The 22,825-nt window shown below is 73.7% G+C and carries 21 protein-coding genes; 10 read left to right on the plus strand and 11 right to left on the minus strand.

All coding sequences use genetic code 11. The features are described 5' to 3' along the window. Window positions 1-89 precede the first annotated feature (89 nt). Window positions 90-1,787 (minus strand): phosphoenolpyruvate--protein phosphotransferase, encoded by a 1,698-nt coding sequence (locus tag CHB94_RS05490; protein WP_089335556.1) that lies wholly within the window; start codon window positions 1,785-1,787, stop codon window positions 90-92. A gap of 160 nt (window positions 1,788-1,947) precedes the next feature. Here CHB94_RS05490 and CHB94_RS05495 point away from each other — a divergent pair, with 160 nt between their 5' ends. The 4 genes from CHB94_RS05495 (at window position 1,948) to CHB94_RS05510 (ending at window position 6,347) form a co-directional block, all read left to right on the plus strand. Next, complete coding sequence (locus CHB94_RS05495; RefSeq protein ID WP_254920419.1) at window positions 1,948-2,718, plus strand: DeoR/GlpR family DNA-binding transcription regulator; 771 nt, start codon at window positions 1,948-1,950, stop codon at window positions 2,716-2,718. Window positions 2,719-2,854: 136 nt separating this feature from the next. Then, window positions 2,855-3,895 (plus strand): 1-phosphofructokinase family hexose kinase, encoded by a 1,041-nt coding sequence (locus CHB94_RS05500; protein WP_089335557.1) that lies wholly within the window; start codon window positions 2,855-2,857, stop codon window positions 3,893-3,895. A gap of 17 nt (window positions 3,896-3,912) precedes the next feature. Beyond that, window positions 3,913-6,039 (plus strand): PTS fructose transporter subunit IIABC, encoded by a 2,127-nt coding sequence (locus CHB94_RS05505; RefSeq protein WP_089335558.1) that lies wholly within the window; start codon window positions 3,913-3,915, stop codon window positions 6,037-6,039. 47 nt (window positions 6,040-6,086) lie between these two features. Continuing rightward, window positions 6,087-6,347 (plus strand): HPr family phosphocarrier protein, encoded by a 261-nt coding sequence (locus CHB94_RS05510; protein WP_089335559.1) that lies wholly within the window; start codon window positions 6,087-6,089, stop codon window positions 6,345-6,347. Between the two features lie 82 nt (window positions 6,348-6,429). On the opposite strand, the gene CHB94_RS05515 is transcribed toward CHB94_RS05510, so the two are convergent. From CHB94_RS05515 to pdhA, 5 genes are all read right to left on the minus strand, one after another. Further along, a complete protein-coding gene (locus CHB94_RS05515) occupies window positions 6,430-6,897 on the minus strand; it encodes an SRPBCC family protein (RefSeq protein WP_089335560.1) in 468 nt (155 codons plus the stop codon). 79 nt (window positions 6,898-6,976) lie between these two features. Then, complete coding sequence (locus CHB94_RS05520) at window positions 6,977-8,164, minus strand: AGE family epimerase/isomerase (protein WP_089335561.1); 1,188 nt, start codon at window positions 8,162-8,164, stop codon at window positions 6,977-6,979. Window positions 8,165-8,284: 120 nt separating this feature from the next. Beyond that, a complete protein-coding gene (locus CHB94_RS05525; RefSeq protein WP_089335562.1) occupies window positions 8,285-9,790 on the minus strand; it encodes a dihydrolipoamide acetyltransferase family protein in 1,506 nt (501 codons plus the stop codon). A 2-nt stretch (window positions 9,791-9,792) separates the two neighbouring features. Beyond that, entirely contained in the window at window positions 9,793-10,773 is a 981-nt protein-coding gene (locus CHB94_RS05530) for an alpha-ketoacid dehydrogenase subunit beta (RefSeq protein ID WP_089335563.1), read from the minus strand. After that, window positions 10,773-11,912 carry a pyruvate dehydrogenase (acetyl-transferring) E1 component subunit alpha gene (gene pdhA / locus CHB94_RS05535; protein ID WP_089335564.1) on the minus strand — a complete coding sequence of 380 codons (1,140 nt, stop codon included), beginning with the start codon at window positions 11,910-11,912 and terminating at the stop codon, window positions 10,773-10,775. The genes CHB94_RS05530 and pdhA overlap by 1 nt, the downstream gene beginning before the upstream one ends. Window positions 11,913-12,126: 214 nt before the next feature. On the opposite strand from pdhA, the gene CHB94_RS05540 reads away from it, so the two are divergent. The 3 genes from CHB94_RS05540 to CHB94_RS05550 all read left to right on the plus strand — a co-directional run bounded on the left by CHB94_RS05540 (window position 12,127) and on the right by CHB94_RS05550 (window position 13,903). Then, on the plus strand, window positions 12,127-12,612 hold the full coding sequence (locus CHB94_RS05540) for an Lrp/AsnC family transcriptional regulator (RefSeq protein ID WP_217899184.1): 486 nt from the start codon (window positions 12,127-12,129) through the stop codon (window positions 12,610-12,612). Between the two features lie 111 nt (window positions 12,613-12,723). Further along, window positions 12,724-13,242: a hypothetical protein gene (locus CHB94_RS05545; RefSeq protein WP_089335565.1), complete on the plus strand. Its 519-nt coding sequence runs from the start codon at window positions 12,724-12,726 to the stop codon at window positions 13,240-13,242. A 40-nt stretch (window positions 13,243-13,282) separates the two neighbouring features. Further along, window positions 13,283-13,903, plus strand: coding sequence for an MSMEG_1061 family FMN-dependent PPOX-type flavoprotein (locus CHB94_RS05550; protein WP_089335566.1), 621 nt, complete (start codon window positions 13,283-13,285; stop codon window positions 13,901-13,903). A 67-nt stretch (window positions 13,904-13,970) separates the two neighbouring features. On the opposite strand, the gene CHB94_RS05555 is transcribed toward CHB94_RS05550, so the two are convergent. Beyond that, window positions 13,971-15,293 (minus strand): serine hydrolase domain-containing protein, encoded by a 1,323-nt coding sequence (locus tag CHB94_RS05555; protein ID WP_089335619.1) that lies wholly within the window; start codon window positions 15,291-15,293, stop codon window positions 13,971-13,973. Between the two features lie 38 nt (window positions 15,294-15,331). Further along, window positions 15,332-15,655 carry a DUF3817 domain-containing protein gene (locus tag CHB94_RS05560; RefSeq protein WP_254920420.1) on the minus strand — a complete coding sequence of 108 codons (324 nt, stop codon included), beginning with the start codon at window positions 15,653-15,655 and terminating at the stop codon, window positions 15,332-15,334. Between the two features lie 653 nt (window positions 15,656-16,308). Between CHB94_RS05560 and CHB94_RS05565 the strand changes: the two genes are divergently transcribed. Next, the gene (locus tag CHB94_RS05565; RefSeq protein ID WP_089335568.1) at window positions 16,309-16,632 is read left to right on the plus strand and encodes a zinc metalloprotease; all 324 of its coding nucleotides are present in this window, start codon (window positions 16,309-16,311) and stop codon (window positions 16,630-16,632) included. Window positions 16,633-17,003: 371 nt separating this feature from the next. Further along, complete coding sequence (locus CHB94_RS05570) at window positions 17,004-17,591, plus strand: hypothetical protein (protein WP_141137426.1); 588 nt, start codon at window positions 17,004-17,006, stop codon at window positions 17,589-17,591. 42 nt (window positions 17,592-17,633) lie between these two features. Here the strand turns inward: CHB94_RS05570 and CHB94_RS05575 are convergent, their stop codons facing one another. The 3 genes from CHB94_RS05575 to CHB94_RS05585 all read right to left on the minus strand — a co-directional run bounded on the left by CHB94_RS05575 (window position 17,634) and on the right by CHB94_RS05585 (window position 22,262). Next, on the minus strand, window positions 17,634-19,295 hold the full coding sequence (locus CHB94_RS05575) for a 3'-5' exonuclease (protein ID WP_089335570.1): 1,662 nt from the start codon (window positions 19,293-19,295) through the stop codon (window positions 17,634-17,636). Continuing rightward, a complete protein-coding gene (locus CHB94_RS05580) occupies window positions 19,292-20,815 on the minus strand; it encodes a hypothetical protein (protein ID WP_089335571.1) in 1,524 nt (507 codons plus the stop codon). Before CHB94_RS05580 ends, CHB94_RS05575 begins: the two co-directional genes overlap by 4 nt. A 355-nt stretch (window positions 20,816-21,170) precedes the next feature. Beyond that, window positions 21,171-22,262, minus strand: coding sequence for a C40 family peptidase (locus tag CHB94_RS05585; protein ID WP_089335572.1), 1,092 nt, complete (start codon window positions 22,260-22,262; stop codon window positions 21,171-21,173). A 335-nt stretch (window positions 22,263-22,597) separates the two neighbouring features. On the opposite strand from CHB94_RS05585, the gene CHB94_RS05590 reads away from it, so the two are divergent. Then, on the plus strand, window positions 22,598-22,786 hold the full coding sequence (locus CHB94_RS05590; protein ID WP_089335573.1) for a hypothetical protein: 189 nt from the start codon (window positions 22,598-22,600) through the stop codon (window positions 22,784-22,786). The last annotated feature ends 39 nt before the right edge of the window (window positions 22,787-22,825 follow it).

A 22,825-nucleotide genomic window follows, 5' to 3' on the forward strand; every position in this document is an offset into this window, starting at 1 on the left:
CAATGCAGGCATACGCCACTCTATTCCGACGAATCCTAGGTAGATCTGTAATATGACCGACGTTGTCTCACTCTTCGGGGTGAGAATGGTCACCTCGCCAGGAGGGCCCGCGCCGCCGCCCGGGCCGCCTGCGGTTCGTCCGCGGCCACAGCGGCCTCGGCGGCCCGCTCGCAGGTGTCCAGGTCGACCGTGGAGAGACGGCCACCGACCCGGGCGACGGCCGGAGTGGCGCACGACAGCGAGGTGATCCCGAGGCCGACGAGCACGCAGCCCAGCAGGGGGTCGGCGGCGGCCTCGCCGCAGACTCCCACCGGCTTGCCGGCCCGCCGGCCGGCCGCGGCGGTCAGTGCCACGAGCTCGAGCAGGGCCGGCTGCCACGGGTCGGTGAGGTCGGCCAGGTCCGCGGAGAGCCGGTCGGCGGCGAGGGCGTACTGGGAGAGGTCGTTGGTGCCGATCGACAGGAAGTCCACGTGCGCGAGGAGTCGCTCGGCGTGCAGCGCGGCCGACGGCACCTCGACCATCACGCCGGGCACGAGCCCGCGCGAGCGGACGGCGGCCGCGAAGCCGGCCGCCTCGGGGACGGTGGCCACCATCGGCGCCATGACCCAGGGGGTGGAGCCGGTGCGCGACGCGGCCTCGGCGACGGCATCGAGCTGGCGCTCGAGGAGCCCGGGGTCCCGGCGGGCGACCCGCAGGCCGCGGACGCCCAGCGCCGGATTGGCCTCGTCGGGAGCGGTGGCGAAGGCCAGCGGCTTGTCCGAGCCGGCGTCCAGTGTCCGGATGACGACCTTCCGTCCGGGGAAGGCCGCCAGCACCTCGGCATAGCCGACCGCCTGCTCCTCGACGGACGGCTCCTGCGCACGTCCCAGGAACGCCAGCTCGGTGCGGAAGAGACCGACCCCTTCGGCATGGGCATCGGCCGCAGCGCGGGCTCCCGCACCGTCCTGGACGTTGGCCAGGATCTGGACGACCTGCCCGTCGCGGGTACGCCCGGGACCGGCGTAGCCGGCGAGCGCCTCGGCGGCCAGCCGGGCATCCTCCACCCGCGAGCGCGCCTCCTCGGGTTCGGGATCCACGGTGACCGTCCCCTGCTCCCCGTCGATCAGCACCGTCGCCCCTGCGGGCACGTCGTCGAGCCCGCCCACGCCGACGACACAGGGCAGCCCGAGCTGGCGGGCGATGATCGCCGTGTGGCTGGTCGTGCCGCCCAGGCGGGTGGCCAGCCCGAGGATGCGGGCGGGGTCGAGGCCGGCGGTGTCCGCAGGCGCCAGGTCGTCGGCGAGCAGCACGGACGGCACGTCCGGCGCCGGGACGCCGGGCTCGCCCTGGCCGGTCAGCTCGGCGACGATGCGGTCGCGCACGTCGCGGACGTCCGGAACGCGCTCGGCCATCAGGCCGCCGAGCGAGGCGAACATGTCCATGAACTGCTGAGCCGCCTCCACGGCAGCCACCGGTGCCGGCGACCCCTGGTCGATGCGCTGCTCGGCGGACGTGCGCAGGGCCCGGTCCACCGCGATACCCGCCGTGGTGCTGAGCACCTCCGCGCTGACTCCCGTGGCGGCCGCCGCGCGCGCCGTCAGCCGCGCCGCGACCAGCTCGGCCGCGGCCCGGTAGCGCTCCTTCTCCGCCTCACGCTCGCCCTCGGGCACGGCGGCACCGGGCTGGGCCGGCAGCTGCACGGCCCCGGCCGGACGCACGACAGGGCCGACGGCGGCGCCGGGGACCACGGGCGTCCCGGTGAGGACGGCGGGACCGGTGGTCGCGGGCGAGGACAGGGTGCTCGACATGGGTACCTCGCTGCAGGAGGAGGGCGGACGATGGGAGCGGGTCGGCGTAGTGACCAGCCTCACGAATAGGTGTTGACTTGTCAACGGATCGGACGTAAAACAACAGAGACACAAACCTAAAGCAACACAGTCGGACACAGCCCAGCCACCGGAGGTCCGCGTGCTCTACCCCGAGGAGCGCCAGCAGGCGATGGCCGCGATGGTGGCCGACCGCGGCCGGATCGCCGTCGCGGCCCTGTCCGAGGAGTTCGGGGTCACGACCGAGACGGTGCGCCGCGACCTGGCCGTGCTGGAACGGGCCGGGATGCTGCGCCGGGTGCACGGCGGCGCGGTTCCGGCCGGCGCGCTGACCCTGGTCGAGCCGGGTCTCAGCGAACGCCACCGCTCGCGCAGCGAGCAGAAGCGGGCGATCGCCGCGGCGGCCCTCCAGCTCCTCCCCGGGGCGGACGGGAGCATCGCCCTGGACGGCGGGACCACGACGGCCGCCCTCGCGGAGATCCTGCCGGCCGACCGTCGGCTGCTCGCCGTCACCTCCTCGGTCCCGATCGCTTCCCGCCTGTCCCTGACCCCCGCCATCACCCTGCACGTGCTCGGCGGGCGGGTTCGGGGAGTGACGCAGTGCGCGGTCGGCGAGACCACGGTGCGCTCACTGGCCGAGCTCCGGTTCGACGTCGCCTTCCTGGGCGCCAACGGCATCGCTCCCGGGCACGGTTTCACCACGCCGGACGACGCCGAGGCCGCGGTCAAGCGGGCCATGGTGCGGGCCGGTCAGCGCACGGTCGTGCTCGCCGACAGCAGCAAGCTGGGGCGGGAGCACCTGGTCCGCTACGCGGCGATCGAGGAGGTGGACGTGCTGGTCACCGATGACGGCGCCGATCCGGAGATGGTCGCGGAGCTGGAGAAGGCCGGCGTCGAGGTCGTGCTCGCGTGAGCATCGCAGCGAGCGCCAGCGAGCGAGGAGCGGAACGAGACCGGAGTCGAGGCATGAGCACCGCGAGGACGACGGGCGAGCGAGCATCGCAGCGAGCGCCAGCGAGCGAGGAGCGGAACGAGCCCGGAGTCGAGGCATGAGCACCGGCCGCGTCGTCACTCTCACGGCCAACCCCAGCCTGGACCGGACCCTCTCCCTCCCGGGCCCGCTCCGGGAGGGCGGGGTCGTGCGCCTCCTGGACGCCGTGACCGAACCCGGCGGCAAGGGCGTGAACGTCGCCCGGGCCGTCGCCGCTGCCGGCGGCGAGGCCGTCCCGGTGCTGCCCGCTGCCGAGCACGACCCGATCGTCGCGGCGCTGGCCGAGCGCGGCCTGCCGCCGGTGACGGTCCCCGTGGACGCCCCGGTGCGCACCAACTACACGCTCACCGCCCCCGACGGGACGACCACCAAGCTGAACGAGCCGGGCATCCCGCTGACCGCGCAGACGCGCGCGGCGCTCGCCCGGGCCGTGCGGCTGCACGCCTCCGGCTCCCGCTGGGTGGTGCTCTCGGGCTCGCTGCCGCCCGGCACGCCGGCCGACTGGTACGCCGAGTTGGTCGCCCTCCTGCGGGACACCGGCGTCCGGATCGCCGTCGACACCTCCGACGACCCGTTGCGGGCGCTGCTCGCAGGTGGTCGCTCCGGTGCCCCGGACCTCCTCAAGCCCAACTCCGAGGAGCTGGCGTCGCTGGCCGGCGTCCCCGAGGCCGAGCTGCTGGGCGACCCTGCGGTCGCCCTCGCGGCCGTCCGGGTGCTGCACGAGCAGGGGGTGTCCGAGGTGCTCCTCACGCTGGGCGGCGACGGCGCGGTCCTCTCCACCGCCGACGGCGGCCTCTGGTCCGCGCGTCCCCCGGAGATCACCGTCCGGAGCACCGTCGGCGCCGGCGACTGCAGCCTCGCCGGCTACCTGCTCGCCGACCTCGCCGGCGCGCCGCCGGCGGAGCGACTGCGCACCGCCGTCGCCTACGGATCGGCGAGCGCGTCGCTCCCCGGCTCCGCCGTTCCCACCCCGGCCCAGGTGGACGGCTCCGCAGTACGGGTCCTCGCCGGGATGCCCGGCAGCGAAGCAACGAGCACCAGCGCCGTCCCACCCGCCGGCCCGAACACCGACCCGGCCGCCGGCCGGGTCGCCCGCTGACCCCCGGGAGAGGTCCCATGCCCGCACTGATCACCACCGATCTGGTCGCGCTCGACGCCGACCTCGGTGCCGACAAGGGCACGGTCGTGCGCCGGCTGGCCGACATGGTCGCCGCCGACGGCCGGGCCACCGACGCCGACGCCCTGCACGCCGATGTCCTCGCCCGCGAGGCACAGGCGGCGACGGGCCTGCCCGGCGGCATCGCCATCCCGCACTGCCGCTCCGAGGCGGTGACCGAGGCCTCGCTCGCCTTCGCCCGCCTCTCGCCGAAGGTGGACTTCGGCGCACCGGACGGCCCGGCCGACCTCGCGTTCCTGATCGCCGCGCCGGCCCACGGGGACGCCGACCACCTCACCCTGCTCACCGCGCTGGCCCGCGCGCTCGTCCGGCCGGAGTTCGTGGCCTCGCTGCGCTCGGCGACCTCCGAGGAGGAGGTCGTCCGGCTGGTGGACGAGGTCGTCTCGCCCGCGCCGGTGGCCGCCGCGGCCGCTCCGGCAGGTGCCCCCGCCACGGGTGCCACTGCTGCCGGTGCCAGCGCAGCCGGCGCTGACGGAGCCGCTGCGGGACGGAAGAGCATCGTCGTCGTCAGCGCCTGCCCGACCGGCATCGCGCACACGTACATGGCAGCGGACAAGCTGGCCGCCGCCGGCAAGGCGGCGGGTGTCGACGTCCACGTGGAGACGCAGGGCTCCTCGGGTGCGACGCCGCTCGAGCCGGGCCTCATCCGGTCGGCCGACGCGGTGATCTTCGCCGTCGACGTGGGGGTGCGGGACCAGGGCCGGTTCGCCGGCAAGCCGGTCGTCCAGAGCGGGACGAAGCGCGCCATCAACGAGCCCGACGTGATGATCCGCGAGGCCCTCGCCGCCGCCGACGACCCGAACGCCCGCCGCGTGACCGGCGGCGCCGAGGCCGAGACCACCGCCTCCTCCGCAGGCCGGCCCGGCACCGCCACGGAGATCCGCCGCTGGCTGCTCACCGGCGTCAGCTACATGATCCCGTTCGTCGCGGCGGGCGGTCTGCTCATCGCGCTGGGCTTCCTCTTCGGCGGTTACCAGATCGTCAACGACAACCCCGACGTCGAGGGACAGAGCTACGCACTGAGCTGGGTGCTGAACAACTCGTTCCTCGACCTCCCCAGCGCCCCGGGCGTCGAGGGCCTCAACGACGGCTTCCTCGGCTACCTCGGAGCGGTGTGCACCGTCCTCGGGCAGGCGGCCTTCAGCTTCCTGGTGCCTGCGCTCGCGGGGTACATCGCCTTCGCCATCGCCGACCGCCCGGGCATCGTCCCCGGCTTCGTCGTCGGCGCGGTGTCCGTCACCGTCGGCGCCGGCTTCATCGGCGGTCTCGTCGGCGGCATCATCGCCGGCTTCGCCGCGCTGTGGATCAGCCGCTGGAAGCTCCCCGTCGGCGTCCGCGGGCTTCAGCCGGTCGTGATCATCCCGCTGCTGGCCACGCTCATCGCCAGCGGCATCATGGCCGTCCTGCTCGGCCGTCCGCTCGCCGCCGCCCTGGAGGGGCTGGGCAACTGGCTCAACGGCCTCACCGGCACGTCGGCGATCCTGCTCGGGATCATCCTCGGCCTGATGATGTGCTTCGACCTGGGCGGCCCGGTCAACAAGGCGGCCTACGTCTTCGCCACCACCGGCCTGACCGCCGCGGCCACCGGCGCGCCGCTCGTCATCATGGCGACCGTCATGGCCGCGGGCATGGTGCCGCCGCTGGCGATGGCGCTGAGCACGGCCGTCCGCCCCAAGCTCTACACACCCGCCGAGCGGGACAACGGCAAGGCCGCCTGGCTGCTGGGTCTGTCCTTCATCTCCGAGGGCGCCATCCCGTTCGCCGCGGCCGACCCGCTCCGGGTCATCCCGTCGATGATGCTCGGCGGCGCCACCACCGGCGCGATCGTGGCGGCCAGCGGCGTGGAGCTGCGGGCCCCGCACGGCGGCATCTTCGTGTTCTTCGCGATGCAGGGAGTGCTGATGTTCGTGCTCGCGCTGGTCGCGGGGGCGGTCGTCGGTGCCGTCGCGGTGACCGTCGCGAAGAGCATCGGCCGCACCGACGCCGACGACGCCCCGGAGGACGCCGTCGACCTGGAGCACGCGCACGCCCCGGCCCACGCCCCGGCGCGCGCGGCGACCGCCTGAGCGGCAAGCTCACCACCACCCGTCCCCAGCAGCGAGGAAGACGCCAGATGCCCAGTCAGACCGTCACCGTCGGCTCCCGGGTCGGGCTGCACGCCCGGCCGGCAGCGCTCATCGCCGAGGCCGTCGGAAAGGCCGGCGTGCCGGTCACCCTCGCCACGCCGGGGGGCGCACCGGTGGACGCCGGCTCGCCACTGATGATCATGACGCTCGGCGCCAAGCAGGGCGCCGAGGTCGTGGTCAGCAGCGACGACCAGGCCGTGCTCGACCAGATTGCCGGACTCGTCGCCCAGGACCTCGACGCCGAGTAGCCGCACACGCGACGGCGCCCGCCCCCCCGTCACGGGGGCGGGCGCCGTCGTCGTCTCCGGGAGTCGGCCGACTCCCGCGACCTCACTGCTGGTCGGGCCTCGGGACGTCCCCGCGCCAGGCGCCGGTCTCGGTGCCGCGGCTCTCGATGAACTCCTTGAACTTCTTGGCGTCGGCCTTCACCCGGCGGTCGTCGAAGCCCAGGGCGGCGCCGGCCTTCTCGACCAGGCCCTCGGGCTCCCAGTCGATCTGGATCATCACCCGGGTCCTGGCGTCGTCCAGGCGGTGGAACGTGACCACCCCGGCGTGCTTGGCCTCACCGCTGGTGCTGGTCCAGGCGATGCGCTCCTCGGGGTGCTGCTCGGTGATCTCCGCGTCGAACTCGCGCTTCACACCATCGATGTTGGTCACCCAGTGGGTGCGGGTGGCGTCGAGCTGCGTGATGCGCTCCACGCCGCCCATGAACTGCGGGAACGACTCGAACTGCGTCCACTGGTCGTAGGCGACGCGGATCGGGACGTCGACGTCGACGGCTTCCTGCACGCTGGCCATGGTGAACCTCCTCGTTCTCTCGGTGGCGTCTGGCCCCGCCCCTACCCCGGTGGCGGTCGTCGGACACCTGTACGAGCACTCAGCGCAGCGCGGCGGCGACGCTGCCGCGCACCGGGCGGCCGTCGAGCAGCAGCATCTGCGCCAGGTGGTAGGCGTCCGGCTGCCCTGACCAGGTGCCCGTGCCCACGTCACCGGTGGGGGTCAGCTCGTGGTGCCAGCTGCCGGTGGCGGGATCGGCGAACCGCTGCTCACCGTGCTCGCGCCACCGGCGGGCCAGCTCGCCGTAGTGCGGTTCGCCGGTGACCTCGCCGAGCACGCACGCGGCCGCGATCGCCTCGCACAGCACCCAGTGCATGCGAGCCTGCACGACCGGGCGGTCGTCCCAGTCCAGCGTGTACGGGAAGCCGTCGTGCCCGTCCGCTGCCCAGCCGCGCTCCGCCGCCGCCCCGAACAGCGCGACGGCGTCGTCGAGCAACCAGTCCCGGCCGACGTGGCCACTTCGGCCCTGGAGGGCCGCGCGGAGGTGCAGCGCGAGCCGCGCCCACTCGAACTGGTGGCCGACGGTCACGCCGTAGGGGCGGAACGGGTCGGCGGGGCGATCACGGTTGTACTCGGGCAGCGGTGTCCAGTCCGCGGTGAAGTGCTCGGGCAGCCGCCAGTCGCGCTCGCGCGCCCAGCCGTGCACGACCCGCTCGGTGGTGCGCAGCGCCTGGGCGCGCAGCCGGTCCGACGTCGCCGGATCGGTCCCGGCCACCGCGTCGGCCGCCGCCAGGGACGCCTCGACGCCGTGCATGTTCGCGTTGACCCCCCGGTAGGCCTCCAGCGTCGTCCAGCCCCGGTCCCACTCCTCGACCGCGAGCCCGGCGTCGTCGTCCCAGAAGCGGGTCTGCCAGACGGCCAGCGCCTCGTCGAGCAGCGCCCGCCCGCCGGGTACGCCGGCCGACGTCGACGTGGCACCGGCGAGGACGACGAACGCGTGCACGTACGCCGCCTTGCGGTCGTCGGCGGTGCTCGACCGCCACCCGCCGTGCTCGCGGTCGTGCAGCGGCCCGTCGGTGAGCGCGGCGACGCCGTGCCGGGCCAGCTCGTCCGCCCCCGGCCGGCCCGGGAGCGAGGCCAGCCCGAAGACGTGCGTCATCCGCGCCACGATCCACGTCTCGACCGGCCGGCCCCGCACCACTCGCCCGTCGGCGCCCAGATAGCCGAAGCCACCCTCGGGCAGCCGTGACCGGGCGGCGAAGTCCAGCAGCCGGTCGAGGTCCGTCATGTGCGCCTCCTCGCTGGCCTCGCGCAGGGTCCCACCGCCCGCCCCGTCCCGAGGCTCACCCCGAGCATGCGAGGGGTGAGGAGGACGGGGTCCTCACATGGTGGGGGCAGGACGGCCCGCTCAGAAGGCCAGCGCCGCCCCCGGGTCGTGCAGCAGCGCTCCGATGTCGGCGAGGAAGCGCGACCCCAGCTCCCCGTCGATGATCCGGTGGTCGAAGGACAGCGCCAGCTGGGTCACCTGCCGGGGCACGACCTTGCCCTTGTGCACCCACGGCATCTCCCGGACCGCACCGAAGGCCAGGATCGCCGACTCCCCCGGGTTGAGGATCGGTGTCCCGGTGTCGACGCCGAAGACGCCCACGTTGGTGATCGTGATCGTTCCGCCCGTCATGTCCGCCGGTGTCGTCCGCCCCGCGCGGGCGGTGGCCGTCAACTCGGTGAGCGCCCCGGCCAGCTCGGTCAGGGAGAGCCGCCCGGCGTCCTTGATGTTGGGGACGACCAGCCCGCGGGGGGTGGCCGCCGCGATACCGAGGTTGACGTAGTCCTTGACCACGATCTCCTGGGCCGCGTCGTCCCAGGAACTGTTCACCATCGGGTGCCGGCGGACGGCGAGCAGCAGCGCCTTGGCCACGAAGAGCAAGGGGCTGACCTTGACGCCGGCCAGCTCCGGGCGCGCGGCGAGCCGGTTCCGCAGCTTCATGGTCCGGGTGACGTCGACGGTGAGGAACTCGGTGACGTGCGGCGCGGTGAACGCGCTGGCCACCATCGCCGCCGCGGTGTGCTTGCGAACGCCCTTGATCGGGATCCGCTGCTCGCGGCCCTCCGCGGGCAGCGCGCCGCCGAAGGCGCCCTGGACGACGGTGTCGTCCGACGCGGCCCGGGCGACCGCGGCGTCGACGTCGGCCCGGGTGATGATGCCGCCGGCGCCGCTCCCGGAGACGGTGGCCAGGTCGACGCCGAGGTCCTTGGCGTACTTGCGCACCGGCGGCTTGGCCAGCGGGCGGAGCCGGCCCCGGCCCGGGGTAGCCCCGGCCGCCGTGGCGGCCTCGCCGCGCAGGGCGGCCGCCTCGGCCTGGCGGCCGACCTCCAGGCCACCGTGCCGGACGGGCTTGGTGTCGGCGTCGGGGGCGGTGGTGAGCAGCGGCGGGTGGTCCGTGCCGCCGGTGGCGTGGTCGGCGCCGGGCCGTGCCGTGGCTCGCTCGGCGACGGCGGCGCCCGTCCGCCTCGGGCGGCGTCGGGCGTCGGTGGTGCGTGGCCCGTAGCCGACCAGGACCGACGTCCGCCCACCCGGCGCGGGCCCGCCGATCAGGCCCGCGGCCGGCTCGGCGTCGGCCGCTGGAGCGGTGGGAGCCGCATCGCCGGCAGGTGCGGCCCCACCCTCCCCGCCGGTGTCGATGGTGATGATCGGGGTGCCGACGTCGACCATCGTGCCCGCGTCGAACAGCAGCTCGGTGACCGTGCCGGCGTAGGGCGAGGGCAGCTCGACGGCGGCCTTCGCCGTCTCCACCTCGCACAGCGGCTGGTTCACCGTGACCGTGTCTCCGACGGCGACCAGCCACTGCAGGATCTCGCCCTCGGTGAGGCCCTCACCGACATCGGGCAGCTTGAACTGGCGCAGCGCGGTCATCCTCAGAACTCCATGGAACGGTCGACGGCGTCGAGCACCCGGTCCAGGTCGGGCAGGTACTCCTCTTCCAGCTTCGACGGCGGGTACGGGGTGTCGTAGCCGCCGACGCGCAGCACCGGCGCCTCGAGGGAGTGGAAGCAGGTCTCGGTCACGCGGGCGGCGATCTCCGCGCCCAGGCCCAGCGTGGTCGGCGCCTCGTGGGCGACGACGCAGCGGCCGGTGCGGCGAACGGACTCGTAGACCGGCTCGAGATCCAGCGGGGACACCGTCCGCAGGTCGACGACCTCCAGAGAGCGGCCCTCCTCCGCGGCGGCCTCCGCGGCCTGCAGGGCGGTCTTCACCATCGGGCCGTAGGCGAGCACGGTGACGTCGTCGCCGCCGCGGACCACCCGGGACCGGAACAGCGGCTCGGGCGTCGCGGACGTGTCCACCTCCGCCTTCTCCCAGTACCGCCGCTTGGGCTCCAGGAAGATGATCGGGTCGGGGTGGGCGATGGCCTGCTGGATGCCCCAGTAGGCGTCGACGGGGTTGCTGACGGCGACCACTTTGAGCCCGGCGGTGTGCGCGAAGTAGGCCTCGGGGCTCTCGCTGTGGTGCTCGACCGCGCCGATGCCGCCGCCCATGGGGATGCGGATGACGATGGGCATCGCGACCCTGCCCTGCGAGCGGGCATGGATCTTGGCGACCTGGGTGACGATCTGGTTGTAGGCGGGGAAGACGAACCCGTCGAACTGGATCTCGCAGACCGGCCGGTAGCCGCGCATGGCCAGGCCGACGGCGGTCCCCAGGATGCCGGCCTCGGCGAGCGGGGTGTCGACGACGCGGTCCTCCCCGAAGTCCTTCTGGAGTCCGTCGGTGATCCGGAAGACACCGCCGAGCTTGCCGATGTCCTCGCCCATGAGCACGACCTTGGCGTCGTCCTCCATCGCCCGGCGCAGCCCGAGGTTGAGCGCCTTGCCGATGGTCAGGGTCTGAGTGCTCATCAGTGCTCGCCCCCCTCGAACGAGGCGTGGTACTCGACGAACTCGGCCCGCTGGGCGGCCAGCGGTGGCGTCTGCTCGGCGTAGACGTGGTCGAACATCACCGTGGGGTCCGGATCGGGCATGTCCACCGTGCCGCTGCGGATCCGCGCGGCGAGCTCGTCGGCCTCGGCCTCGACGGAGTCGAAGAAGGCGGCGTCGGCGACGCCGCTGCGCGAGAGGTAGGCCTTCAGCCGGGCGATCGGGTCGCGCAGCTTCCACTCCTCGAGCTCGCTGGCCAGCCGGTAGCGCGTCGGGTCGTCGGAGGTCGTGTGCGCGCCCATCCGGTAGGTGAACGCCTCGATGAACGTGGGGCCCTGACCCTCACGGGCGGCGGCGAGCGCGGCCCGGGTGACGGCCAGTACGGCGAGCACGTCGTTGCCGTCCACCCGCACGCCGGGGAACCCGAAGCCGGCGGCCCGCTGGAACAGCGGCACGCGGGACTGCCGCTCCAGCGGCACGCTGATCGCGTACTGGTTGTTCTGGCAGAAGAAGACGACCGGGGCGGAGAAGCTGGCGGCGAAGATCATCGCCTCGTTGACCTCGCCCTGGCTGGTGGCGCCGTCGCCGAGGAACGCCAGTACCGCGCTCTCCGCGCCGTCGCGCTGCACGCCCATGGCGTAGCCGGTGGCGTGCAGGCACTGCGCGCCGATGACGATCGTGTACAGGTTGAAGCCCAGCGCGGCCGGGTCCCAGCCGCCGTTGTCCACGCCGCGGAACAGGCCCATGACCTGCAGCGGGTCGACCCCCCGGGTCCACGCGACGCCGTGCTCGCGGTACGTCGGGAAGGCCATGTCGTCGGGCTGCAGCGCGCGGCCGGCGCCGACCTGCGCGGCCTCCTGACCCAGGAGCGAGGCCCAGATGCCCAGCTCGCCCTGGCGCTGCAGGGCCGTCGCCTCGACGTCCCACCGGCGGACCAGCGCGAGATCGCGGTACAGGCCGCGCAGCTCGTCGTCGGAGATGTCGAGGGAGTAGTCCGGGTGCTCGACCCGCTCGCCCTCCGGCGTGAGCAGCTGGACGAGGTCGGGCTGCTCCGGCAGATGCGGGGACGCTGCCCCGGGTACGGGGTCGACCACCTCGGTGGCCTGGCGCAACGCTGTCACGGGGCTCTCCTCGCCGTCTGCCGCCGGTGCCGGGGTCACCGGCCCGCGGTCGTGGACGTGTCCGGGACGCCCGGGTGTGGCGCCCTTCACACATCCTGACACGACATCCCGGCAGGTGAGCAACCCCACGCCTGTAACGATCTGCGCAACATCGCCCGAACTGAGTGCGCAGAACGATCGTGCACGACGCGGTGACAATGTCAGACTGAGCAACGTGCCCGAGGTCGACGCCACCGACGCCCGGTTGCTCCTGGCCCTGGGCGAGGACCCCCGAGCGAGTGTGATGGCGCTGTCGCACCGCCTGGGGCTGGCCCGCAACACCGTGCAGGCCCGGCTCGCCCGGCTGGAGAGCAACGGCGTGCTCGCCCCCCTGGACCGGCGGGTGCGCCCGGAGGCCCTCGGCTACCGGCTGAGCGCGTACGTGACCGTGCAGGTGGCGCAGCGCGGCCTCGCCGACGTCAGCGCCGCACTCGCACAGATTCCCGAGGTGCTCGAGGTGACCGGCCTGTCCGGTGTGGCCGACCTGCTCGTGCAGGTCGCCGCGAAGGACGCCGACGACCTGTGGCGCCTCACCGAGCAGGTCCTGGCCATTCCCGGCGTCCAGCGGATCGACACCGCCCTGGCGATGCGGCGGTTCGTCGACCACCGGCTCGGGCCGCTGCTCGAGCGGGCCGCGGGGGAAGGGCGCGGCACGGACTGAGCGATCGGCGCGGCCGCTACACCCGGGACGCCCGGGTCCGATACCGCTGCCCCGTGCCGAGCCGCGTGGGCCACCGTTCCGCTGGTCGTCCGCCCGGGTAGGGCGGGAGTCATGGCGAGGACGACCCCGATGGGCACGTTGGGCAAGGGCACACGCGGCATCAGCACGGCCGGCTGGATGCTGCGCGGAGCCGCGGCGGGGGCGGCGGGCAGCACCGCGCTGAACGCCGTCACCTACCTGGACATGGCCCTCCGGGGCCGGGGTACCAGCTCCACGCCGGAGGACACCGTCGAGAAGCTGGCCGAGACCGCGCACCTGACCATCCCGGGCGAGGGGGACACGCGGCGGAACCGGGTGCAGGGGCTCGGTCCGCTGCTGGGGCTCGTCGCCGGGGTGGGGGTCGGCGTCCTGGGCGGCCTCGCTCGGGCGGCGGGGTACCGCTCGAGCACGCCGGTCGGGACGGTGGTGACGACGCTGGGTGTGCTGGTGGCCGCCAACGGACCCATGACCGCACTGGGGATCACCGACCCCCGCACCTGGTCGGGCACCGACTGGCTCAGCGACCTGGTCCCGCACCTGGCCTACGGCGTCGTCGTCACGACGACGATGGACGCCTTCGATCGGCCCTGACCGGCGAGAACGGCCGGTTCCGTAGGGCACACTGCCCGGCGTGGACGAGATCACGACCGAGGCGGAGCTCCGGGAGCTGCTGGGCGAGCCGACCCCGCGGATCGCGAACAAGGACCTGCCCGCCCTCGATGAGATCGGCCGTCAGTGGCTGGCCTCCTCGCCGTTCTGCCTGGTGGCCACCAGCGCCGCCGACGGCAGCTGCGACGTCTCCCCGAAGGGCGACCCGCCCGGTTTCACGCTCGTCCTGGACGACGCGACGATCGCCCTGCCCGAGCGGGCGGGGAACCGCCGGGCGGACGGCTTCCGCAACATCCTGAGCAACCCTCACGTGGGGTTGGTCTACCTCCTGCCCGGCCGGGGCGACACGCTGCGGATCAACGGCCGGGCGCGCCTGGCGCGCGACGCCGACCTGCTCGACCGGATGGTCGTCACGGGGCATCGTCCGCTGCTCGCGATGGTCGTGGAGATCGAGCAGGTGTACTTCCCCTGCGCCAAGGCCTTCCTGCGTTCCGCGCTGTGGGACCCGACGACCTGGCAGCCGGACGCGATCGCCCCGCGGCCGGTCATCGCGCAGCGCGAGCGGCCGGAGGAGTCGCTGGCCGACCTGGAGCGCTACTACGGCGAGCAGTACTCGGCCGGGCTCTATCCGACGGCCGGCTGAGTGGTGCACGACATCGGCGATCTCGGCCCCGTCAGCGCCTGGTGGGCTGTGCGGATCACGCCGCGGATCAGCGCCAGCCGGCCTCGTCGACCCCGCCGGGCACCGGGGCATCGGTGTCGTACGGCGTCCGGGTGAAGACGAACGTGTCCAGGTCCAGGTGGTCCTCGGCGATGCGCAGCGTCTCGCCGGCGAAGTAGCCGTCCAGCCCGACCCACATGCCGTCGTCCTGGGCGGTGAACCGGCTGGCGCGACCGCTGCGGCCGGGCAGCGGCATGAGGTGCAGCATCCCTGCGCCCACCGCGCGCAGGACGTACGGCGAGGGCCCCCAGAACCAGACGCCCAGCAGCTCCAGGGGGACCGGCGACGGCGAGGGGCGCCACGGCTCCACGACCCGCGGCTCGGCTGCCCGCAGGTCGCTCAGCAGGCCGAACACCACCGCGTCGAGGCCGGCGGTCGTGTTGGCCAGAGACACCGCGCCGGTCGCCTCCTCCCGGTCGACGAAGACGCCGGCGAGGAAACCCGGCATCGACCCGCCGTGGCCGACCAGCGTCCGCCCGTCCATCCGGACCACCTGGACGCCGAGCCCGTAGGCCGACCAGCCCGGCGCCGAGGAGTCCACGCCGGCCGGCACGGTCATCTCCTCGAGCGTCGCCGGGTCCAGGACGTCGCCGGTGTCGCCGATCAGGAACGCGGCGAAGCGGGCGAGGTCCTCGAGGGTCGCCCAGAGCTGCCCGGCGGCGGCCATCACGCCCGCGTGGTGTTCCGGCTCGGGCAGGACGACGTCGGCCCACGGGTGGACGGCGGTGCCCTGGGCGGCCGGGGCGACGGGGCGGGGCGTCGTCCGGTCCATGCCCAGGGGCGCCAGGACCTCCGCGGTGACGGCGTCCTCCCACGAGGCGCCGCGTAGGCGTGCCACCAGCTCGCCGAGCAGGCCGAAGCCCAGGTTGGAGTAGTGGAAGCGGCGGGCCGCGCCGAGGACGACGTCCTCGGGGGCCAGGCCGAGGTCCTCCAGCGAGCCGCCCGGCGTCCGCTCCCACCAGCCACCGGGGCTCTCCGCGGAGGCGCCGGCGAGGTGCGACAGGAGCTGCCCGACCGTGCGGTTCCCGAACGGCGTGCCGGGCAGGTGCCCGTCGAGGTGGTCGTCGAGGTGCAGCCGGCCCTCGTCACGCAGCCGCATCACGGCCACCGCGGTGACGGTTTTGCTGATCGAGCCGAGCCGGTACTGGACGTCGCTGTGCGGCTCGGCCACGTCGCCCCGGCCGGCCGACCAGGCCAGGTCCCCGTCGCGGACCACCCCGGCCACCAGGCTGGGCGACCGGCCCTCCCGCTGCGCACGGGCCGTCCGCGCCAGGAGGAGACGGGCGGTCGTCGGCAGCACGGGTTCGGGCATGTCGGCGACCGTAGCGAGCCGCGGCCGGGGACCGCAGGTCAGGCGGCGACGGCCGCGTCCTGCGGCAGCCGCCCGGACCGCGTCGCCCACCGCTCGAACAGGATGCTGGTGAGGGGTGGGATGGAGGCGACGAGAGCGAGCATCGTCGTCCCGATCGACCAGCGCAGCACCCGGGCGGCCACCAGCGCGACGACGACGTAGGCGATGAAGATCCCACCGTGGATCGGCCCGAAGATCTTCACGCCGAGCTCCGTGGTCTCCGGGACGTACTTGACGTACATGCCGATCAGGAGGCCGATCCAGGAGAGGGCCTCGGCGACGGCGACGATGCGGAACGTGGTGGCGGCGGTGCGGCGGGTCACGTCCCGATCCTCCCCGAGCCCTCCCCCCGGTCGGCCCGCCTGCGGGGGTGACATTCCCTACCCGGCGGGCAGGCCGTGGGTCGGCCCGAGGGCCTCGAGGGCGCATGCGCGGTCGGTCCCGGCGACGGAAGCCGAGCGTGACGGACCCGTCCACCCTCCCTGCGGCGGTGGCCGGACCGATCGGCACGAGCGCGAGGGTGACAGGGTCGGGCGCGTGCGGGACTGGCTCGGCGGGAGTTCTGCCTGGTGCTGCTGCGCCGGATGGCCGACGTCCGCCCCGATCTCGTCGCAGACGCGGTCCCCCGCCTGGGTGCGACGCCAGTACGGCAACACGTGGGGGGAAATGTGACACTTCGTCGCCGCCTTGACCGGCGGAATCGCGAGCGTCGGATGGAGGCCGCCCGGCGCGGTGAGTTCTGAGGCTGGCGCTGTGCAGCCGCCGGGCGCCGCAGCGACACGCGGCCGCACGTATCCGCGGGAGAGGTGAGCCGGCGCTACGGCAGATCGGCGGCCGGCGCGTCCGTGCAGTGCTGCGGCGCGGGCGCCCGGCATCCTCCTGGCATGACGACGGCAAACCGTCTCTGGCTCATCGGCTTCTCGAGATGAAGGAACCCCACCCGGGTCGGCTCCGTCTGCCGCCTGGTCCCGGCGTAGTGCTCCTGCTGTTGGCGGTCGTGATGGCCGTCGGCACCCTGGCGGTCGCGTGGGCGCCGGCGCTCGGGGATAACCGCAGTCAGGTGTGCCGCGACCGCGGAGCGCCCTACGCCCCGCCTTACGAGTCATGGCAGGTGGAGGCCCATCAGTCCTGGCTTCCGCTGGGGGTCACCTGCACGTGGTCGAACCCGACCAACGGCAACGTCGTCCGCCAGGAACCGGCATGGGGGCCCACGGTCCTGGCTGGAGTGAGCTTCGTGTCGGGCCTCGCGTGGATCGTGGTCGTCGGCTGGCGCCGCCGTCAGCAACAGCCCACGGCCTGACGTGACGAAGACGCCGCATCGTCTCGCCGGCTTCGGGAGCGCGAGGTGGACGATCCTCGACGTCCGTCGAAGTGTCAGCCGACGGGCCCGGGGACGAGATGCGACCAACGACAGCGGTGGTCCTCTGAGCCTGGCCGCGTGGGACCGCCGGGTGTCGTAGCGACACGCTGTGAACGGGTCCCGGCCGGGGTGCGGCTGCTGCCTTGCGATGACGGCGCTGCTGGCCGCCAGGTCGTCGCTGTGGCGTGAGGTGCGGCGCGCTGGTGTCGTAAGTGGCTCCGCCGACGAAGGCGCGCGCGGGGTGACGCCGTCGAGTGACGTTCCGGTATCGCTGCTGGCCCAAGCTGCGGCCGCCCGGCACTATCCGGACCATGAGGGCCCCACGACCGAGCGCGTCGCGCCGTCTGCTGGCGGCGTCCCTGCTGGTTGCTGTCGGCGTACTGGCGGGCTGCGGCGGTGCTGCGACCGCCACGCCGCAGGCGCCGCCCAGCTTCGTCAACGCTCCTTCCGACGACGGCCAGATGCACCTCCCACCAGCTGACACCACGGTCGGGTTCAGGGAGCGGGCGCTCGCCGAGTTCCGCGACTTCCCGCAGTACGGGGGCACCGCGGTCAACCCTGACCACACCCGCTTGACCATCCGGTGGCACGGCGAGGTGCCCGACGCGCTGCGGCAGGTGATCGACGACTACGCCCCGCAGGTGCCCTTCGAGATCGTCATCGAGGGCACCGAGTTCCTGCCCGGCGATCTGCGAGCCGAGGCGGACCGGCTGCTCCGTGAGCACGCGCCGGTCATCCAGGGGGCAGGGCCGCGGCCGGCTGGCGACGGGGTGGATGTGACCGTGTCGTCCCAGGCTGTCCAAGCGGCCGGGAGCGCCGAGGCGGCGCTCGCGGAGAACGGTGTGGTCAGCGACTTCCCGATCTTCGTCATCTCCGTTGGCGACGTCGAGCCGGCTTGAGAAGGGCCTCGGCTCGTTCCCGCAGGAGCCGGTGACCGGGCGTCAGCCGGCGGGCGGTAAACGGTGGAGCTGGTACCGGTAGGTGTGGCTGCTCTCCGGCGGGCGGAGCTCGATGTCGGCCGGCGTGCGACGCGGGTCGGCCTTGCGCGGCCGCGGCACCCGGGCCGCAGCGTGGCGGGCCTCGGCGGCGCGGCGGAATGAGCCGTGGAACCACGCCTCGAGGTCGCCGTATCCGGGGTTGGAGGTTGCCCCGGCGAGAACAGCCGTGACGAGCTGCTCCACGTCGCCGTCGCGGTCGGGGCTGCGCGCCCAGTGCCGGGCAACTTCCAGGGCGAGGTGCGGGTCGGCCAGCTGCAGGTCGCGTTCGACGGCCGAGGCGAGCAGCTTGCTGACCGTGGTGTGCTGGTGCTTGGCGCGGGCCTCCTGGACGACGACCCACAGCATGTGCGCGGCCACGTCGGACAGGCCCTGCGCCGGCCAGGTGTCGATCTTGCGGGCGCTCTTGCCGTAGTACAGGTCCTTCTTCACCTGCTTGGACAGCAGACTGACCGGGACGCCGGCGGCGGTGGTGCCGTAGTCGAGGGCGCGGCGGGTGAGCAGCTGGTAGATGACGTCGCGCGGACAGGGCCCGCCGGCGACGCAGGCCGGGCAGGCGGCGTGCGGCTCGCACGGCTTGGCGTCGCGGATGTGCCGGTGGTTGGCCTTGTACCAGGCCCGTGCCGCGGGCCTGTCGAGCCGTTCGAGCAGGGGTTCCAGCCCGACAAGCAGAGTGCCCATGTCACCGGGGTCGCGGGAGGTGGCCAGCAGCCCGGTGAGCCGGTCGAGCAGCCGGGGCGCCTGGCGCTCGTCGTAGAGCACCTTCGCGGCGATGGTCGGGCAGTGCAGCCGCACGCAGGCGGCGACCTTCGCGGTCCAGGCGTCGAGGGCGTCCTCGCTCGGGCGGGCCGGAAGCCGGCCTCGGCCGTGGCAGGAGCGGACGTGTCCGGCGGGGATCTGCGGCGCCCGCATCCGCCGCCGGCGGCGGACGGTGGCCGCGATGTCGCCGCTGCGCTTGGGCTTGGCGACGCGGCAGAACTCCTCCCAGCTGGTGATGCCCGCCAGCGCGGCCTCGGCCAGCAGGCAGTCGAGGACCTCGGCGGTGTCCTGGGCGTCCTTGAGCGCCTTGTGCAGCCGCGCCTGGGCGCGCGGGACGGCGAGGGCGGTGTCGATGCCGTAGCGGGTGGCGAGGTCGGTGAGCTTGGCGAAGTTGGCGACGCCGGGCAGCTTCAGCCGCACGCCGAGGAACTCGGTGTCGAACACGAGCCGGTCGAACGGGGCCATCCCGGCGCGGGCGTAGGCCGAGGCCAGGTGCCCGACGTCGAACAGGGCGTTGTGGCAGACCAGCGACGCGTCCGGGTAGCGGGCGAGGAACGCGTCCAGCTCGGCGAGCACGGTGGCGACCTCGGGCTGGCCGGTGAGGTCGGCGGTGCGGATGCCGTTGTAGGCGCTGCTGTCCTTGTCCACCGGCACGCCGGGGTTGGCCAGCCGGTGGAAGGTCGCCCGGCGGGTGCCGTTGAGCAGCACGACCGCCCCGACCGAGATCGGGTGGTAGGCGGCGTCGGCGGTCCTGGTCGCCTTCGTGCGGGTGGTCTCGATGTCGAGCACGACGAACTCGCGGCCGGCGACCAGCTCCCGGTAGGCCGCGCCCTTCTCCTGGGCGCTCATGAGGAGTGCCGTTCGAGCAGCTCGGTGACGGAGAACGCGTCACGCAGACCCAGCACGCCGGCTGGCTCGGTCAGAGCCCGCGGCGGCGGCGCCCAACCTCGGTGCGTCTTGGATGCGTGCCGGATGGCGCGGGCGACCTCGTGCTGGTCAAGCAGCGCGCCATTCGCGCCCGTGACGATGAGGTCCCCGAGCAAGTTGGTGCGCGCCAGGTTGGAGAACATCGCCCCGCGGCGGGTGGTCATCCGCTTCACCCACAGCCGGATCTGGGCCTCGACCGCGGCGTTGCTGACTTGCACCTCGGGGTCGTTGTGCCGCTGCGCCACCAGCGCGGTGCGCCGCAGCAGCGGCTCGTAGCGGCGGCGCTGCGCGGCCACCAGGTCCGCCGGCAGGTCGGCGGCCGCCGTGACGTCTTCGAGGTCGTCGAACCAGCTGCTCACCGCCTTCGGGCCGCCGTCGCGCATCAGGTCCCGGCTGAGGGCGTACATGTGGTCCCGCACCTTGTCGGCCAGCCCTCCCCGGGTGGGCGTCAGGTTCGCCTCGATGTTGCGGGTCGCGTGGAACATGCACGGCACGACCGTCGTCTTCTTCCCCCACACCGCGGTCGCGGCCTTCTCGATCGCCGCCGCGCCGTCGGCGACGAGGAAGTTCGGCGCGTCGAGCTCGGCCAGGACCAGCCGCCACGCCTCGGCCGAGGCGTTGGGCAGCGCGCGGACCCGCACCAACCGGCTGGACCGGCCGGTGACCCTGCCGTCCTTATCGCGCTCCCAGCGGGTGCGGCTGACCACCAGAGCCGTCCACACGACCGGGGCGCTGGTCAGCGTGGCCGACCGGGCGTAGTCCCGCTTCACCGACACCTCGTCGGCGAAGTACACCACCGGCAGCCCCTCGGCCCGGTAGGCCGCCTCCTCGACCCGCATCGCCTCGAACGCCGGCTCGGTGACGAACGGCGCGAACCGCTCGAGGATGTCGGCCGACAGGTGCCAGTGCGCCTTCAGCTCCCGGCGCGGCCCGAACTGGCCGGCCTCGTGCAGCTCGTCGGGGGTCTTGCCCCCCACCGTGCGCACCCGACCGGTCGGGCGCTTCATCTGCTCCAACGCTCGCTTCGACACCGCGGTGTAGGCGTGGCCGTCAGCGAGGTCCCGCAGCACCGACACGACCACCGGCGTCGGCACGTTCAGCCGCCGGCTGGCCGCCTCGGTGCCCGCGTGCCGCGGGGTGAGCACCTCGCAGTCCGGGCAGCACGTCTCCTCCTCCACGACCGCGCGCGGCAGCTCGGCGGAGAAGCTGTGGTAGTCGCTGTCGTCCTCCCGGTTCACGCAGCGGTACCGCTGCCGCTCGCCGGCGGCGGTCTTGTACGTGCCGTTCGGCCACACGTGCCGTCCGGTGTGCTCGGGCCGGGGACACGGCGGCGCGGCCACCGCCTGGTCGATGAGCAGGCGCGCGTCGGCCTTCGGTCGCGTGACCACGGTGAAGTAGTGGACGCCCGCCTCGCCGTCCTGCTCGTACCGGCAACGGAACACCCGTGTCGCTCCCCGCTTGGACTGCCGGGCCTGACGAGCATGGATCTGCGCCCCCACGTGACCCTCCGGGCACGCGGGCGCAGGCACAGACCGGCGAGCGACCACTGCGTGCACCTCCAACGCGGAGGGCACGAGTGGCCCTAACCGAGCGTCAAGATCAAATCACACAGCGGCGACGAAGTGTCACATTTCCCCCCACGTGTTGCCGTACTGGTGCGACGCGGGGGGGGGCCCATGCGGCGCACACCCGCTGGCGTGCGGGCCACGTTCGCGCGGGGGCTGCTCCAGCGGGTCGACGGCCCCGTTCAGGGCACCGCCCCGAACGTGTGATGGGTGGGGAGGACGGGGTCCTTTCTCAGGCCGCGATGCGGCGGGCGCCGCTGAAGCCGCTCATCAGCGGGGCCACCTTGACCACGTCGCCGGACGTCGGCGCGTGGACCATCTGCCCGTTGCCGATGTAGATGCCCACGTGGCTCACCGGGCTGTAGAAGAAGACGAGGTCACCGGGCTGCAGCTCGTCGCGGGAGACCGGCTGGCCCATCCGCGACTGCATGAGGCTGGAGTGCGGCAGGTTGATGCCGGCGGCGCGGAAGGCGTAGGCCGTCAGGCCCGAGCAGTCGTACGAGTTCGGACCGCCCGCGGCCCAGACGTAGGGCTTCCCGCGCTGGGCCATCGCGACCTCGATGGCGGTCTGCGCGGCCTCGCTGTCGGCCACGACGGGCGCGGCCGCGGGCACGGCCGCGCGCTCCTGGGAACGGCTGGCGCGCTCCTCGCCGTCGTGACCGTCGACGGCGGGCCGCTCCTCGCCGTGGTGACCGGCGATGGCGGCCTGCTGCTCTTCGGCGCTGAGCTGCCGGAAGGCGGCTTGGTACTGGTCGACCTCTGCCTGCAGTGCTGCCTGCTGGGCGGCGACGGCGTCGTACTGGGCCTGCGCCTCCGCGGCAGCCTGCTGGGCGGCGGCCTGCGCCTGTTCGGCGGTGACGTTGGCCGAGGCGGCGCGTTCGAGGATGCCGCTCTGGTGACCGGCGACCAGCTGCAGCGTCGCCATGCGGTCGACGAACGCGTCGGCGGAGTCGCTGGTCAGCAGCGCCTGGAAGGACGAGAGACCCTCACCCGTGTAGGCGGTCCGCGCCAGGCCCCGGACGTTCTGCTGGGCGGCGGCGAGCTCGGCCGTGGCCTGCTCCATCGTCGCGACGGCCGCCCGGGTCGCATCCTGCTGCGCCGCGAGGGTCACCCGCGCCTCGTTGAACCGCTCGGTGATGATCTCGAGCTCGTGCCCGCGGGCCGCGACGAGTTCGGCGGCCTCGCCCGAGGTCGTCGGAGCAGCCTGCGCGGGCGCCGCCACGAAGAGTGTGCCGACGACGGCTAGGAGGGCGAGCGTGCCGCGGCGGACCAGGGCCGGACGGCGGGCCGACGTGTGGGGGGCAGTGCTGAGGGGGGTCGCCATGATGCGGCGGCGCTCCGTTTCATCGTGTCCTGCGGTCGATCCGTCGGGTCGTGCGACTTCGGGCCGACACTGGCCCGGCGCGACGGCGTCCGCGGTGCGTGCGGGAGGTGACTGAGCGCCCCGGCGAACACACTGACCGTAAGCGCTGTTACGTGGCCGTGACAATGACAAAGATGTATTTCGTTTGAACTTGCAGTTCAGGGGCATGGAAGGCCGTCCGCCTGGTCCCAGCCGCCACATCAACCACGGTGGCCACAGCCCGGAACGCGCGGTTCCGCCCCGGAACCCGACCGGTGCTCGGTTTCGGACGACGCCGCGCGGTCAGTACGGAGGGCATGGATCTGAAGCGACCCCTGCTCGTGCTCGCCCTCGCCGGCTCCCTGGTCGCCTGCGGCGGGGACAACACCAACTTCCAGCGGGGCGAGACCAACTGCGACGCCGCGGGCGAGGAGGCGTCGAACCCGCAGGACGCCAGCTGCCAGGAGACCGGTACGCCCGACGGCGACGACGAGGGTGACGACTGACCCACCCCGCGGACGGGCCGCCTCCGGCGATACCGTCCG

The sequence above is a fragment of the Blastococcus mobilis genome, assembly GCF_900188025.1.
GTDB lineage: Bacteria > Actinomycetota > Actinomycetes > Mycobacteriales > Geodermatophilaceae > Blastococcus_B > Blastococcus_B mobilis.

What these genes read in the sequence shown, in the direction of transcription:
- CHB94_RS05490 (WP_089335556.1), bottom strand. Translation starts at nt 1,787, where the DNA reads ATGTCGAGCACCCTGTCCTCGCCCGCGACCACCGGTCCCGCCGTCCTC.
- CHB94_RS05500 (WP_089335557.1), top strand. Translation starts at nt 2,855, where the DNA reads ATGAGCACCGGCCGCGTCGTCACTCTCACGGCCAACCCCAGCCTGGAC.
- CHB94_RS05505 (WP_089335558.1), top strand. Translation starts at nt 3,913, where the DNA reads ATGCCCGCACTGATCACCACCGATCTGGTCGCGCTCGACGCCGACCTC.
- CHB94_RS05510 (WP_089335559.1), top strand. Translation starts at nt 6,087, where the DNA reads ATGCCCAGTCAGACCGTCACCGTCGGCTCCCGGGTCGGGCTGCACGCC.
- CHB94_RS05515 (WP_089335560.1), bottom strand. Translation starts at nt 6,897, where the DNA reads ATGGCCAGCGTGCAGGAAGCCGTCGACGTCGACGTCCCGATCCGCGTC.
- CHB94_RS05520 (WP_089335561.1), bottom strand. Translation starts at nt 8,164, where the DNA reads ATGACGGACCTCGACCGGCTGCTGGACTTCGCCGCCCGGTCACGGCTG.
- CHB94_RS05525 (WP_089335562.1), bottom strand. Translation starts at nt 9,790, where the DNA reads ATGACCGCGCTGCGCCAGTTCAAGCTGCCCGATGTCGGTGAGGGCCTC.
- CHB94_RS05530 (WP_089335563.1), bottom strand. Translation starts at nt 10,773, where the DNA reads ATGAGCACTCAGACCCTGACCATCGGCAAGGCGCTCAACCTCGGGCTG.
- CHB94_RS05545 (WP_089335565.1), top strand. Translation starts at nt 12,724, where the DNA reads ATGGCGAGGACGACCCCGATGGGCACGTTGGGCAAGGGCACACGCGGC.
- CHB94_RS05555 (WP_089335619.1), bottom strand. Translation starts at nt 15,293, where the DNA reads ATGCCCGAACCCGTGCTGCCGACGACCGCCCGTCTCCTCCTGGCGCGG.
- CHB94_RS05570 (WP_141137426.1), top strand. Translation starts at nt 17,004, where the DNA reads ATGAGGGCCCCACGACCGAGCGCGTCGCGCCGTCTGCTGGCGGCGTCC.
- CHB94_RS05575 (WP_089335570.1), bottom strand. Translation starts at nt 19,295, where the DNA reads ATGAGCGCCCAGGAGAAGGGCGCGGCCTACCGGGAGCTGGTCGCCGGC.
- CHB94_RS05585 (WP_089335572.1), bottom strand. Translation starts at nt 22,262, where the DNA reads ATGGCGACCCCCCTCAGCACTGCCCCCCACACGTCGGCCCGCCGTCCG.
- CHB94_RS05590 (WP_089335573.1), top strand. Translation starts at nt 22,598, where the DNA reads ATGGATCTGAAGCGACCCCTGCTCGTGCTCGCCCTCGCCGGCTCCCTG.